The organism is Halomonas sp. KHS3 (genome assembly GCF_000830495.1).
GTDB lineage: Bacteria > Pseudomonadota > Gammaproteobacteria > Pseudomonadales > Halomonadaceae > Vreelandella > Vreelandella titanicae.
Genome location: NZ_JWHY01000006.1, coordinates 202,183 through 216,046, shown reverse-complemented (window position 1 = coordinate 216,046; position 13,864 = coordinate 202,183). Strand labels below are relative to the sequence as shown.

At 55.5% G+C, this 13,864-nt stretch carries 11 protein-coding genes; 10 read left to right on the top strand and 1 reads right to left on the bottom strand.

Going from position 1 to position 13,864, the window contains the following annotated elements:
- The first annotated feature begins 77 nt into the window (after positions 1-77).
- The 4 genes from RO22_RS15840 (at position 78) to RO22_RS15825 (ending at position 4,228) form a co-directional block, all read left to right on the top strand.
- On the top strand, positions 78-1,061 hold the full coding sequence (locus tag RO22_RS15840; RefSeq protein WP_009286012.1) for a LysR family transcriptional regulator: 984 nt from the start codon (positions 78-80) through the stop codon (positions 1,059-1,061).
- 36 nt (positions 1,062-1,097) lie between these two features.
- The gene (locus RO22_RS15835) at positions 1,098-2,081 is read left to right on the top strand and encodes a TRAP transporter substrate-binding protein (RefSeq protein ID WP_027957166.1); all 984 of its coding nucleotides are present in this window, start codon (positions 1,098-1,100) and stop codon (positions 2,079-2,081) included.
- 168 nt (positions 2,082-2,249) lie between these two features.
- Positions 2,250-2,813, top strand: coding sequence for a TRAP transporter small permease (locus tag RO22_RS15830; protein WP_041158785.1), 564 nt, complete (start codon positions 2,250-2,252; stop codon positions 2,811-2,813).
- A gap of 110 nt (positions 2,814-2,923) precedes the next feature.
- On the top strand, positions 2,924-4,228 hold the full coding sequence (locus tag RO22_RS15825; protein WP_009286009.1) for a TRAP transporter large permease: 1,305 nt from the start codon (positions 2,924-2,926) through the stop codon (positions 4,226-4,228).
- Between the two features lie 89 nt (positions 4,229-4,317).
- On the opposite strand, the gene RO22_RS15820 is transcribed toward RO22_RS15825, so the two are convergent.
- The gene (locus RO22_RS15820) at positions 4,318-5,400 is read right to left on the bottom strand and encodes an HDOD domain-containing protein (RefSeq protein WP_235270521.1); all 1,083 of its coding nucleotides are present in this window, start codon (positions 5,398-5,400) and stop codon (positions 4,318-4,320) included.
- Between the two features lie 196 nt (positions 5,401-5,596).
- On the opposite strand from RO22_RS15820, the gene RO22_RS15815 reads away from it, so the two are divergent.
- From RO22_RS15815 to RO22_RS15790, 6 genes are all read left to right on the top strand, one after another.
- The gene (locus RO22_RS15815) at positions 5,597-8,272 is read left to right on the top strand and encodes an EAL domain-containing protein (RefSeq protein ID WP_039857934.1); all 2,676 of its coding nucleotides are present in this window, start codon (positions 5,597-5,599) and stop codon (positions 8,270-8,272) included.
- A 102-nt stretch (positions 8,273-8,374) separates the two neighbouring features.
- The gene (locus tag RO22_RS15810) at positions 8,375-9,100 is read left to right on the top strand and encodes an HAD family hydrolase (protein WP_022521550.1); all 726 of its coding nucleotides are present in this window, start codon (positions 8,375-8,377) and stop codon (positions 9,098-9,100) included.
- Positions 9,093-9,803: a UTRA domain-containing protein gene (locus RO22_RS15805; protein WP_052475658.1), complete on the top strand. Its 711-nt coding sequence runs from the start codon at positions 9,093-9,095 to the stop codon at positions 9,801-9,803. Before RO22_RS15810 ends, RO22_RS15805 begins: the two co-directional genes overlap by 8 nt.
- Before the next feature lie 119 nt (positions 9,804-9,922).
- Positions 9,923-10,957 carry a putative 2-aminoethylphosphonate ABC transporter substrate-binding protein gene (locus RO22_RS15800; protein ID WP_041158782.1) on the top strand — a complete coding sequence of 345 codons (1,035 nt, stop codon included), beginning with the start codon at positions 9,923-9,925 and terminating at the stop codon, positions 10,955-10,957.
- Positions 10,958-11,003: 46 nt separating this feature from the next.
- The gene (locus tag RO22_RS15795) at positions 11,004-12,128 is read left to right on the top strand and encodes a putative 2-aminoethylphosphonate ABC transporter ATP-binding protein (protein ID WP_084625394.1); all 1,125 of its coding nucleotides are present in this window, start codon (positions 11,004-11,006) and stop codon (positions 12,126-12,128) included.
- The gene (locus RO22_RS15790; RefSeq protein ID WP_041158781.1) at positions 12,125-13,819 is read left to right on the top strand and encodes a putative 2-aminoethylphosphonate ABC transporter permease subunit; all 1,695 of its coding nucleotides are present in this window, start codon (positions 12,125-12,127) and stop codon (positions 13,817-13,819) included. The genes RO22_RS15795 and RO22_RS15790 overlap by 4 nt, the downstream gene beginning before the upstream one ends.
- Positions 13,820-13,864 lie beyond the last annotated feature (45 nt).

Genomic DNA, 13,864 nt, shown 5'->3' with positions numbered 1-13,864 from the left:
AGCACTCCGCCGGTCTCTTTGCGTATCAGCACAGCAGTGTTTTTACTCCAGTAAGTCATATTTGTAGGCGAGTCACTATGCTCGATTTTAAGGAACTTGAGGCGTTCGTATGGGCAGTGAGGCTCGGCTCCTTCCGTAAGGCGGCGACCCGCCTGCACCTTACTCAGCCCTCTGTTTCTGAACGTATTTCGCGTTTGGAAACCACGGTAGGAGAGTTGCTGCTGGAGCGTGCCGCCAGGCCTATTCAGCCTACTATGCGGGGCCGCGAGTTCTTTGTGCACGCTGAGCGGATGCTGCACCAGCGTGATGAAGCGATGAAGCTTTTCGATGACGAAGAGGCGTTTTCTGCACCATTGCGGCTCGGCACGATTGAAACCATCGCCCATAGCTGGTTTCCCGAATTTATGCGCCGTTTAACCGAGCGGTATCCGCGTTTGACCATTGAACTGACGGTCGATTACTCGCCGGTGCTCAATGAGCGGCTACTGGGCAACGAACTGGATATTGTATTGGCGATGAATGGCTATTCACCGCAAAAGCAGATCGAGTACGAGTCCTTGAGCCCTTATGAAATGGGCATGTTTGTCTCTCCGCGGCACGTCAAGCAACTGGGCGAAAGTGCCGACACTTGGGGCAAGCAGTTGCCGTTTATTTCATTTGGTAAGCAGGCTCGTCCCTATGCAGAGTTAGTGAGTTATTTGGCAGAGCAGGGAATCGCTAATCCTCGTATCCATAGCGTCAGCACACTAATGACCATTGTACGAATGACCACCGAAGGGTTGGGGATTGGCGCGCTGCCTGTCGCCACTGTGCTGGATGAGTGGCAGCGAGGGGAGCTCTACCGTCTCTCGCTACCGGTGCCGTTACCGGCCATGCACTATGATGTGATATGGCGCAACGCTAACCACCCGCGCTTTTGTCGTGGCGTGGCACGCTTGGCTCAGCAGTGTGCCTGCAGCTATGCTCAGGCGCGCCGTGCCGATATGACAACAACACTTTTCTCCGGGCGCTGGGTTACTGCCAGTGCCTCCTCTGGTACCACCGAAGCAACACACTATTAGCACCATACTATTAATAGAAATAAGAGGGTTCTTATGATGCGCAAGACAATAACGACTTCATTGCTCCTGGCGACCGCCTGCGGTTTAACGGTGACGGCTCATGCCGCGGAATGGACCATGGCCACGCCTTACGGTGATGCCAGCTTTCATACCCAAAACAACAAGCAGTTCGCTGAGGACGTGGCCGAAGCTACCGATGGCGAGTTAACCATTACCGTACATAGCGGCGGCTCGTTGGTATCGCATGGTGAAATCAAGCCGTCGGTTCGCCGTGGCACGATTGATGCGGGTGAAGTATTCCTCTCCGTTCTTTCCAACGATGATCCCATTTTCGAAGTGGATACACTGCCTGGTGTGGCCGGCAGCTATGACGACGCCTACGCGCTGTGGGAAGCCACCAAGCCGATGATCACCGAGCTGTTTGCCTATGAAGGGTTGATTCCGCTCTACGCCGTCGCTTGGCCTGCGCAAGGTATCTATACCTCTGAACCTCTTACTGACCCTGAGCAGTTTGAAGGCTTGCGCGTTCGTGCACCTAACATCAATACCCAGCGCTTTGTCGATAACCTTGGCGGTAGCCCCACCGAAACCGAAGAGTCTGATATACCCACTGCGTTTAGCACTGGCCGTGTGGATGCCATGATCACCTCAAGCTCTACCGGTAACTCCATGGCGGCGTGGGATTACGTGACTGATTACACCGACGCTAACCTATGGCTGCCAAAAAATATCGTCTTCATTAGCCAACGTAGTTTTGATGGCCTGGATGAAGCGACTCAGGACGCTCTGATGGAAGCCGCCGCTGAGGCTGAAAAACGTGGTTGGGAGATGAGCCGCGAAGATAATCAGGCGAGCTTAGAAGCTCTGCAAGAGAACGGTATCTCTGTTTCAGAGCCTAACGAAGCTGTTTCAGAGGCACTCCAGGCAGCCGGTGACAAACTGTTTGAAGATTGGCAGTCGCGTGCTGACGACGAAGCCAAACAGGCACTGGAATCCTATCGCGAGCAGCGCGACAGCTAAGCGCTATTTAGCCTAAACACGGTTTAAGCTAAATACTTTTTAACTAGGCTCTATCGTGATGGTTTCCGCAGGGGCGGTGATTTTGGCGCTGCCCCTGCTTTTGCTACGCGCTTTTCCTAAGTACGTTTTCTAAGTACGTTTTCCCGCGTGCTTCGTGAGGCTGCGAACATGACGTTTAAATTCGACAAGCTCTATCGCCTGGGTGCTTGGGGTGCGGCGGCCTGCATGGTTGCCATTTGCACGCTGATAGCGCTTCAGGTGGCCTTCCGCCTGGTAGACGCCCTGCTGGTGCTCGTGGGGCTGAGCCGCCTGGGCATGAGTATTACCGGCGTTTCGGAAATCGCTTCTTATCTATTGGTGGGGGCGACCTTTCTGGGGTTGGCCTACACCTTTGTGCATCACGCCCATATTCGCGTGACGCTGTTGATTACCCGGCTACCACCGGCAATTCGTGTGTGGTTTGAAGTGTTTTGCCTCATCATCGCCCTGGCGATCAGCCTAATGCTCAGTTACGGCCTCATTGGGTTGGCGAGGGAGAGCGTGCAATACAACGATGTCTCTTCAGGCTTTGTGTCGATTCCGCTCTGGATCCCCCAGCTTGTGCTCGCGACCAGCGTAGGGCTGCTCTGTTTGGCGCTGGCTGAAGCCCTGTTTATGGCGCTACGGATTGCCATTCGCGATCCTGCGAGTTTTCGTGAAGCGACTGCCCCAGATGAAAGCGAGGGCCACTAAATGGTGACGATAGCTATGTCTTGGTTGAGTACGTCGTCTGTGTTGAGTACGCAGCGGTTAACGGGACCACTGTTAACACTGCTTCTGCCGTTTAAATTGGAGAGATCCTTGTGCTGCTACTAAGTCTCGCCACCATTTTCACCCTCGTGGTTCTGCTAGGGAGCGGGGTGTGGATCGCCTTTGCGCTAATCGGCACTGCCTGGATAGCGCTAGAGTTCTTCAGCTCTTTCTCGCCGGGCGCTATTTTAGCCTCCGATTTTTGGGGCGCCAGCTACGGTTGGGATCTCACCGCGCTACCGATGTTTATCTGGATGGGGGAAATTCTGTTTCGCTCTGGGCTTGCGGACAATATGTTTCGTGGCCTGTCGCCCTGGCTGAACCGCCTGCCGGGACGTTTACTGCATACCAATATTATTGGTAGCGGCATGTTTGCGGCGGTGTGCGGCTCTTCGGCGGCCACCTGTGCCACGGTGGGTAAAATGACCCTGCCAGAGCTCGAGCGGCGGGGTTACGACAGCAATATGGCGATTGGCACCTTGGCCAGCGCCTCCACTTTGGGACTTTTGATTCCACCCTCCATTGTGCTCATCGTTTACGGTGTGGTCACCGAACAGTCGATCTCCAGGCTGTTTATGGCCGGTATTGGCCCGGGACTGATGATCCTGGCCATGTTTATGAGCTACCTCATTTTGTGGGCGTTGCTCAAGGGCAACCGTGAAGGGCTTACCGGCGAAGATGAATCCGGTATGAGCTTTGCTGAAAAGCTGCGCAATACCTGGTCGCTGGTACCTATTCTGCTGTTGATCGGCGGGATTATCTTTTCGATCTATGGCGGGTTAGCGTCGCCTACTGAGGCCGCGGCAGTCGGTGTGGTATTGTCAATCGTGATTGCGCGCTTTAACGGTCACTTTGATCGCGACATTTTTAAAAGCTCGCTGTTTGCCGCCGTGCGTACCGCCTGCATGATCGCTTTTATTATTGCCGGTGCGTCGTTTTTAACCTCGGCCATGGGCTTTACCCAGGTGCCCATGAAGCTGGCGCAGGCGATTGGTGAGATGGGGCTTTCACCTACCATGCTGCTGATTGCGCTTACCTTGCTGCTGCTGGTGATGGGCTGTTTTCTCGACGGTATCTCGCTGATCCTGCTAGTCACCGCGATTATCATGCCGCTGGTGAGCGCCGCTGGGTTCGACCTGATCTGGTTCGGTATTTATCTGGTCGTGGTGGTCGAGATGTCCCAGATTACCCCACCGGTGGGCTTCAACCTGTTCGTGATTCAGGGGCTAACCGGTAAAGATATTCTGACCATTACCAAAGCCACGCTGCCGTTCTTTCTTCTCATGCTGTTGGCGATTGCCTTAATGCACATCTTTCCGGGTATCGCTCTCTATCTACCTGAGGCAATGACTCGGTGAGGTGCTTATAAAAGAAAGACGGTTAAGCATGAAGTAGAGAAAACGCCCTGGCCGGAACGCCTGATGGCATGCATGTTCTGGCCAGAGGTTTAAGATTTAGCGCGGGATTGGGGGTTAAGTTTTTTGAAAGCAATGTTTTTGTTGAATCCATCCGGGTCGCTGTACCCTTTACGCAACATCGTTAATGCTTTGTGTTGGGCTTCTCTACGGCTATTGAGTATAAGCGTATGATTTAGCAAGAGCTGCTGAGCATTTTCAAGCAGCTCTTTGGGATCAATAGCCGCGGGGGTGTCAATCATCAGCGTTTTAGCGATCAACTCCATTTTGGGCTGAACTTCTTGTAGAACGCTTTTAAATGAGAGAGAGGGCACATCCGCTGTCGTGCTTATATCGGCTATCAGGGCGGCCAGCTGTTCTTCAGGAGCTTTTGATAGGCAGGCATCCGCCGTGGGGCCGGATAGACGAACACACATATCCATTAAGCTATCGCTTTGATAGCAGGCGTGACTAAAACGTATGGTGTTGACCATCGCCGATGGGAGCCCCCATTTGGCTGCCAGCCATGCCCCAATAACGGTGTGGTCACCACCAAAGTAACGCTGCTCCTCCTCAATAAGCTGGGTATGGGAGATAGCACTATCACTATAGAGTTCGTCTGCTTGCTCGGGGTAAGTCGCACTCAGTGCCAATATGCCAATATCCTGTAGCAGCGCTGCTGTAAACGCATTATCTGCCTGTTTAGGGCACGCTTGTTCAGCAAGTTGGCGCGCTATCAGCGCAGACATGATAGACCGTCGCCAAATATGAGTATGCTGCGGCCCTTTACTGGGGTGCTGAAAAAGGTTAAAGCTCAACACGACCGTTAACGTTGCATCTAGCCCTAGTCGCTGGATAGCCTCCAGGCATGTTTGTGTCGGATTGGCGGAGCGGGTGTGGTGGACGCTATTGGCGAGAGATATTAACCGAGTGGTCAATGCTGGATCGTGTTCAATGGTGTCTGCAACATCGTTGATAGTCGCTTTTGACGATTGCGTTAATCTGAGGATGCGTAATGCGATTGAGGGAAGCGAAGGTAAGCGTTGGCACTTGAGGAAATCGCTGATCAGAAAACCAGGCAGTGCTTCAGTTAGCATTCCATACAGTGCTTCATCCTTGGTCGATGTATTAGTCACGTTATCTCCTGCGCACTTTGTAGCGTAGCCGCCAGCCATTATGAGGCGATACCTAATTTTACCATATATCCAGCTACTGTTGACGTTGTTATAGTTGGAAAAGAGCGGTTTGTGCTTTGTAGGCCGCTATATATACTTTATGAGGTTAGTGGCAGGCGCCCAAGCCGCTTCAGAATTAAAAAAAGTGAGTGCAACAATGCACACAAAGAACGACGCGGCCGATATATTCCGCCAATTGGCAGAAGGCGTAGGGCACAGTGGGAGCCCGCGTTTTTATGCAACGTTGGTGGAACGTTTAGCGACGATACTAGGCGTTGATCATGTGTTAGTCGCCGATGTAACTCAATTGCATCGGGCTGAGACGTTGGCCGTTTGGTCAAATGGCAACTTGCTGAGCAATGTTACTTACACGCTGACCGGTACCCCTTGCGAGACTGTGTTAGGACGCGAAATCTGCCTTTATGACCATGATGTTCAGTCACGCTTTCCTGACGATAAACTGCTTTGTGAACTGGGTGCCGAGAGTTATTTGGGGCGGGCGCTCTATGCGGCGGATGGTTCGCTAGTTGGTTTGTTAGCGGTACTCAAAAACGCCCCCATGCAGTTGGACGATCTAGCCAATGAGATATTGCAAATCGCCGCCGCCCAGGCGGGTGCAGAGCTGTGCCGACAAAAAGCAGAGCAGGCATTAAGAAAGAGCGAAGAGGTCGCGCGGGAAAGTGAACGCCGTTTGGATACGCTGCTCAACCATCTGCCGGGCATGGCCTATCGCTGCCTGAATGACCGCAATTGGACTATGCAACTGGTGAGCCAAGGGGCCGAAACGCTGACCGGGTACCGGCCTGACGAATTACAGGGTAATCGGCTGATCAGTTTTGCTGCCCTGATTCATCCTGATGACCAGGACAAGGTCTTCCATGAGGTACAGTCGGCCATTGCCAACAGATGCCCTTACCGTGTGATCTACCAGCTGCGCCATCGCGACGGTGGTTATCGGTGGATGTGGGAGCAAGGCCAGGCCGTCATAGATGAGGCGGGCGAAATCGTATGCTTGGAAGGGTTTATCTCGGATGTGACCGACCAGCAAGAGTCGCAGCGGGTGCAAAACGCTGTGGTTCAAGTGGCTTCTACGGTCACGACCCAAGTCGGGGATGGTTATTTTCAGCAGTTGATTGTGACCTTGGTCAAGGTGCTGGAAGCCGATGCAGGCTTTATTGCGTTGCTGCATACTTCACCCCAGGGCGATGAAAATGTCTATGGGCAGGCGACGACTGTCAGCATGGTGGTTGATGGGGCTCAGCGAGAACAGCATACCTTTGCGCTGCGAGGCTCGCCCAGCGAGCAGGTAGTGTTGGAGCGTGAAGCAGTCATGCATGATGGTTCGCCGCTGTTATTACCAGGCACACTGCTACCCACAAGAGCATGGATTGGGCGGCGTTTGGATAATGCCAACGGCGAGGCCATTGGCGTGATGATGGTATTTTATCGACAGCCGCTGACCACCAATGCGTTCGCCACTTCTGTGCTGCAAATTCTTTCGACCGGTGCTGCAGCAGAGCTTGAGCGTCGGCGCGACCATCGGCACATGCACCAGTTAGCCTATACCGACAGTACCACCGGTTTACCTAACCGCGTCCGTTTTATGGAGTTGCTAGCGCAAATGTGGCAAGAAGCCCAGCAAGGCGAGCATGGGCTTTCACTGCTGTTATTGGATATCCGCCGTTTTAAAGAGGTCAACGATCTGCACGGTCACCAAGTGGGCGATCAACTGCTGGTGACAGTGGCTGATCGTTTAGCGAAGATCAGCCACTCATACGGCTCGTTGGCGCGTTTGTCAGGGGATGAATTTGCCCTGCTGGTGGCCGATACCACCCCTCGTGACATTGGCAGCCTTGTGGAGCAGCTACGCTTAGTGGTTAAGCCGCCGCTTCATCTGGAGCGGCGTGTCTTTCACCTCGATGTCAGCATCGGTTTTGCTCATTATCCGCAGCATGTGAGCGAGGCGGGCGAACTATTTAACGCTGCCAGCATTGCTCTCCACCACGCCAAGCGGCGCGAAAATAGTATCTGCCCCTACTCCCAAACGATGCGCCACGCGCTACATCGACGCCAACAGATGACCGAGCGACTCAGCGCGGCAATTACTGAACACAAGTTAGAACTCTACTTTCAGCCCCAGGTGAACCTTACCAGTGGTCAGTTGACCGGTGCAGAAGCCCTGTGCCGCTGGCACGATGCCGAGTGGGGTTGGGTGAGCCCCGGCGAGTTTATTCCCCTGGCCGAAGAGCGCGGTTTGATTCGTGCCTTGGGAGACTGGGTGCTGGAAGAGTCCGCAAGGCAGCTACTGGCATGGCGTGAGCAGCCTGAGGGTGGGCTGCCAGGGAGGCTATCGATCAATATTTCCGCCCAACAGTTTGCCGATCCTGAGCTTACCCACCACATTGCGCAACTCACCGCCGGCGTTTCGTCGAGCGCTATCGCCCTGGAGCTCACTGAAAGTGATTTTATGCGCGACCCAGATCAGGCCGTTGAGATCACCCACGCCATGCGACAAGCGGGCTATGCTCTCTCTATCGATGATTTCGGCACCGGCTATTCTTCGCTTTCCTACCTACGGCGCTTCGCTGCCGACGCACTGAAAATTGATATTTCCTTTGTGCGTGAAATGCTCGAAAACAAAAATGACCGCACCATTGTTCAGGCCATCATCGCCATGGCAAAAGCGCTAGAGATGAAAACCGTGGCGGAAGGCGTTGAAACGCGCGACCAAGCGAATTTGCTTGCCGCAATGGGTTGCAATGAGGCACAAGGGTACTGGTTTGGCCGCCCGCTGCCTGCCGATGAGTTTGCGACGCAGTGGTTAACTACTTAGTCTTCTAGTTTGCTCATCGTCGTCTTCTATTAGCGTCATCGTCCTGTCATCACCTTTGGCATACCCTACGCGCCGCCAACCCGCGATGAAAGGAGTGCTCCCATGCGCCTGGCCCTGTTTGATCTTGACGACACCCTCCTGGACGGAGACTGCAGCGACCGCTGGAATTTATGGATGATAGAGCAAGGCTGGATCAGCGATGCCGAAGCGTTTATGGCGCGGGCGGAGAAAATGCACCAGGCCTATCACGCGGGGAAGCTAAAGCTTGAAGAGTATTTGGCCATGACCCTAGCACCGCTGCGAGGGCGCAGAGTGAGAGATGTGCAAAAAGAGGTCGAGCGCTTTGTTGCCACGCACCTGCAACCGCGTATTTTTGAACAAGCTTGGGCCTGTCTGGAAGCGCACCGCCAGGCAGGCGATACCCTGGTACTGATTTCCGCCTCGTCACGGCATCTGGTCGAGCCGATAGCGACCACTCTGGGTATTGAACACGTGCTGGCGGTAGAGCTAAGCGTGGAGCACGGTATCAATGAAGACGCGCGCTATACCGGCGGCAGCGAGGGTATTTTTTCTTATCGTGGCGGTAAGGTGCTGCGCTTAAAACAGTGGTTGGCCGAGCAGCAGTTCACCCCTAGCCACACTACTTTCTACTCAGACTCCCGCAACGACCTCCCGCTGTTGCAGTACGTGGATTGCCCTGTAGCGGTCAATCCCGATCCAGTACTCGCTGAGGTGGCTAGCGTTGAAGGTTGGCGGCGCTTAGACTGGCGGGCGCCCTCAAGCGCTTCGTCACCTAATGCTCTGCCAGGAAAATCGGCGCATGTCTGATGCCTACTATCTAAAGTTAACCGAAAAGCTTCGTACCTTGATCGACCAAAATGCTGCCCTGTGGGAAGGAAAGCTCCCTGCAGAGCGGTCATTGGCCGAGCGCTTTGCCACCACTCGTGTGACCCTGCGCCAAGCGCTTTCACAGTTGGAAATGGAGGGCTTAATCCACCGCAGCAACCGGCGCGGCTGGTTTATTTCTCCCGCCCGTTTAGTTTACGACCCCACCCGTGACGCGGGCTTTAACGACTATGTACGTGCACAGGGGCGGCAGCCACGCACGGCAGTATTGAAGCTGGAAACCCGTGCCCATCTGCCTGCCGCGCGGGCACTGAATCTGCCGGATGACCAGCCGTTTCAGCATATTCGCCGCCGCCGCTACGTGGATGACCGCGCGGTGCTGGTGGAGTCGCTGTGGGTGGTGCCCGAGCGTGCCCCAGAGTTGCTAGATATCTATAGTGGGCAATCGCTTTGGGGGCTGTTGCGCGAGCGCTGGGGGCACTACCTGGCCAATCGCTCTATTCGCATGGTCTCAGAAGCGCTTTCGCCAATGGATGCCGAAGAGCTATTCGTTGCGCCCGGCACTGCCGGGTTAAATATTAACCGTGCCATTTTAGACGACCAGCAGCGCCCTATTGAGTTTGATGAAGAGCACTGGCTGCACGATTCGCTGTGTATCAGTGTGGAGCTATCCGGTCAGCGCTAGCGGAAACGACCTAGTCGTGGTCATCATCAGTTAAAAAAACGGTCAAACAAGCGTCATCGCAGTGTCATTTAAAGCCTGCAGACTTCTGGTCTATACCAATTAGCCAGGAGCCCACCATCATGATGCCACGCCGTTTATTCCCCTCCACCTTGCTTGCAGGTGCCGCAGCCGTTGCACTTGCTTCAAACGCCCAGGCCACTGAATTAACCGTGTATACCGCCGTTGAGTCAGATGACCTGCAAAAATACGCCGAACGCTTCAGCGCGGCGCACCCGGATATCGAGATTAACTGGGTGCGCGACTCCACCGGCGTGATTACCGCCCGCCTGCTGGCCGAGAAAGACAATCCCCAGGCTGACGTGATCTGGGGCCTGGCCGCTACCAGCCTGCTGGTGTTGGAAGAGGAGGGCATGCTGGAGCGCTACGCTCCCGCTGGCGTTGAGAATCTCGACCCCAAATTTGTCGATGTGGCCTATCGTGATGGTGAAGACCCGGCTTGGGTGGGTATGGACGCCTGGGTCGCTGCTATTTGCTACAACACCATTGAGGGCGAGCGCCAGGGCGTGCCGATGCCGACCTCTTGGGAAGATCTCACCCAGCCAGAGTTTGAAGGCCATGTGATTATGCCTAACCCCAACTCGTCGGGTACCGGCTACCTGGATGTGGCCAGCTGGCTGCAGCTATGGGAAGAGGATCAGGGCTGGGATTATATGGATCGCCTGCATAACAACATTGCCCGTTACACTCATTCTGGCTCTGCTCCCTGCAGCCTGGCGGCCACCGGTGAAACCGTGGTGGGCGTGTCATTTGCTTTCCGCGGTGCGCGCTTGAAGTCCCAGGGTGCGCCTATTGAAGTTATCTTCCCTGAAGAAGGGCTGGGCTGGGATATGGAGGCAGCCGCTATTATGGCCGGTACCGACAAGCAGGAAGCCGCGCAAACGCTGATGGACTGGGCAATCTCCCGCGAGGCCAACGAACTCTATAACGAAGGCTATGCAGTGGTGGCCTACCCAGGTGTAGCACAGCCGATTGAAAACTACCCCTCCGATATTACTGACCGCATGATCGACGCCGACTTCCAGTGGGCTGCCGTCAATCGCGAACGCGTGCTGGCCGAGTGGCAGCGTCGCTACGATGGTAAAACCGAGCAATAAGCCGCGATCAGTTGCCCCGGCCAGTGTGCCGGGGCATGGAGATGTTATGCACACGACAATGACATCGCTGCTGGCGGCCGACGCGCCGACAGTGATGACCCCCACGACGCCCCATTTACGCATTGAAGCGGTGACCAAGCGTTTTGGTACCTTTACTGCACTGGACAACATTTCCCTGACCATTAACGAGGGCGAATTTGTCTGCTTTTTGGGCCCCTCCGGCTGTGGCAAAACCACCCTGCTGCGTACGATTGCAGGGCTGACCCAGCAAACGACGGGAACGCTTATTCAGCGTGACAAGGATATCTCCACGCTGCCCACCCAGGCGCGGGATTTCGGCATTGTGTTCCAGTCCTATGCGCTGTTTCCCAACCTCACGGTGTTCAACAACGTGGCCTATGGGTTGCGCAACCGGCGGGTAGAGCGGTCACGCATCCAAGCACGGGTGGGTGAGCTGCTCGCGCTGGTGAACTTGACGGGCAGCGAAAACAAGTACCCGGCGGCGCTTTCCGGCGGGCAGCAGCAGCGCGTGGCGCTGGCGCGGGCATTGGCCACCGAGCCTGGCCTGCTGCTGCTGGACGAGCCGCTTTCGGCGTTGGACGCCCGGGTGCGGGGCCATCTGCGCAGCCAGATTAAAGCTCTGCAGGCGCGCCTCGGGGTGACCACCATCATGGTGACCCACGACCAGGAAGAGGCGCTCACCATGGCCGACCGCATCGTGGTGATGAACCACGGCGTGATCGAGCAAGTGGGCACCCCGGCCGAGATCTACCACCAGCCTGCCAGCGCCTTTGTGGCCTCGTTCATTGGCAGCATGAACTTCCTGGAAGTGACCGCTCAGAGCGATAACCAAGCGCTGCTGGGTACCACGCCCTGCGCCTGCCTATCGCATACCCTGAAAGTGGGCCAAGCCGCCCAACTGGCTATTCGGCCCGAAGCGGTGGCACTTAGCCGTCAAGCGGGAGCGCTGAATGGTGAGGTGATCGGCATCGAGTTTTTAGGTCCCTTTCAGCGGGTCACTTTGCGCCTAACGGACGTTGACCAAACGCTCATTGCCGATGTGCCTAGCCGCGATAGTACCGACCTAAGCCTTTACCAGGGGCAGGTTCTAGGCATTCACCTGCCCGCCGAAGCCGCTCGTCTTTACCCCGCCGGGAGCAGCCAGCAATGATGGCCGAGAGCTTTGTAAAATCGTCGACCAAGCCGTCGCTAGAGTCGCTGATCCGCTTGTTGGCGTTACTCGCTGGCGTTGCATTGCTGGTGGTAGGGCTGCTGTTCCCACTCGTGACCATGCTGATCAAGAGCCTGCAAGACCGCGCCGGCGACTTTATCGGCCTGGCCAACTTCGCGCACTATTTTCAAACCCCGGCGCTGGTCAATTCGATCGCCAACTCGTTGCGGGTGGCGTTGATGACCACCGGTGTGGTGGTCGGGTTAGCGTTTTTATGCGCCTACGGGATCACCCGAACCTGCATGCCGGGCAAGCGGCTATTTCGCATGTTAGCGATTCTGCCCATTTTGGCGCCATCGCTGCTGCCCGCGATTAGCCTGGTCTATCTGTTTGGCAATCAGGGATTTCTGCGCGATTTACTGGCCGGCCAATCGGTTTATGGACCCATCGGCATTGTCATGGGGATGAGCTTTTGGATATTCCCCCACGCGCTAATGCTGCTGACCACCGCACTGACCAACAGCGATGCGCGGCTCTACGAAGCGGCCGACGCGCTGGGTACCCCTAAGTGGCGTACCTTTTTGACTATTACGTTGCCCGGCGTGCGCTACGGGCTGATTTCCTGCCTGTTTGTGGTGTTTACCCTAGCGATTACCGACTTTGGCGTGCCTAAAATTATCGGCGGCCAGTTCAGTGTGCTGGCAACCGACGTCTACCGCCAAGTGGTGGGGCAGCAGAACTTTCAGATGGGCGCGGTGGTCAGCGTGATTCTGCTGCTGCCTGCGGTGCTCTCGTTTATCGTTGACCGTTGGATACAGCGGCGCCAAGTGGCTCAACTTTCGGCCCGGGCGGTGCCGTGGCAGCCTAGCCCCAGCCCGCTGCGGGATTGGGTCTTTACGCTACTTTGCTACGCGGTGGCCGGGGCCATTGTATTGGTGATCGGCACAGCGGTGTATGCGTCTCTGGTGCAGTTCTGGCCCTACAACTTATCGATAACCTTTGAGCACTATACCTTCCAAGGCATGGCTGACGGTGGCTGGGGGGCGTGGTTTAACTCGCTTAAACTGGCCTTTAGCGTGGCGTTACTTGGTACCCTGGTGATCTTTTTTAATGCCTGGCTGATTGAAAAAAGCGAAGGCTACCGCCCGCTGCGCCAGGGGCTGCACTTTATGGCCATGCTGCCCATGGCGGTGCCGGGTATGGTGCTGGGACTTGCTTATATCTTCTTTTTTAACCAGGCGGGCAACCCGTTTAACTGGCTGTACGGCACCTTGATGATTCTGGTGCTTAATACGCTGGTGCACTTTTATACGGTGTGTCACCTCACCTCGGTAACCGCGCTTAAACAGCTCGACCCTGAGTTTGAAGCCGTGGGGGCTTCACTGAAAGTACCGTTTTGGATCACGTTCAGCCGGGTGACGCTGCCGGTGTCGCTGCCCGCGGTGCTGGATATATCGGTGTATCTGTTCGTCAATGCGATGACGACAGTTTCAGCGGTGGTGTTTCTCTATAACAGTGACACGCGGCTGGCCTCGGTGGCGGTGCTGCACCTGGATGAAGCGGGCTACTTCGCCAGCGCTGCGGCTATGGCGGTGCTGATTTTCCTTACCTCGCTGGTGGTGAAGCTGCTCCACACCGCACTCACCCATGTTTTATTAAATAACGCCCAGCGCTGGCGCCATGCGTGCTAGCTGACACCTAGACAGCCGCTGTGCTTACTATTAAAGTGTTTTAAA

What these genes read in the sequence shown, in the direction of transcription:
- RO22_RS15805 (WP_052475658.1), top strand. Translation starts at nt 9,093, where the DNA reads ATGTCTGATGCCTACTATCTAAAGTTAACCGAAAAGCTTCGTACCTTG.
- RO22_RS15815 (WP_039857934.1), top strand. Translation starts at nt 5,597, where the DNA reads ATGCACACAAAGAACGACGCGGCCGATATATTCCGCCAATTGGCAGAA.
- RO22_RS15795 (WP_084625394.1), top strand. Translation starts at nt 11,004, where the DNA reads ATGCACACGACAATGACATCGCTGCTGGCGGCCGACGCGCCGACAGTG.
- RO22_RS15800 (WP_041158782.1), top strand. Translation starts at nt 9,923, where the DNA reads ATGATGCCACGCCGTTTATTCCCCTCCACCTTGCTTGCAGGTGCCGCA.
- RO22_RS15790 (WP_041158781.1), top strand. Translation starts at nt 12,125, where the DNA reads ATGATGGCCGAGAGCTTTGTAAAATCGTCGACCAAGCCGTCGCTAGAG.
- RO22_RS15840 (WP_009286012.1), top strand. Translation starts at nt 78, where the DNA reads ATGCTCGATTTTAAGGAACTTGAGGCGTTCGTATGGGCAGTGAGGCTC.
- RO22_RS15830 (WP_041158785.1), top strand. Translation starts at nt 2,250, where the DNA reads ATGACGTTTAAATTCGACAAGCTCTATCGCCTGGGTGCTTGGGGTGCG.
- RO22_RS15810 (WP_022521550.1), top strand. Translation starts at nt 8,375, where the DNA reads ATGCGCCTGGCCCTGTTTGATCTTGACGACACCCTCCTGGACGGAGAC.
- RO22_RS15835 (WP_027957166.1), top strand. Translation starts at nt 1,098, where the DNA reads ATGCGCAAGACAATAACGACTTCATTGCTCCTGGCGACCGCCTGCGGT.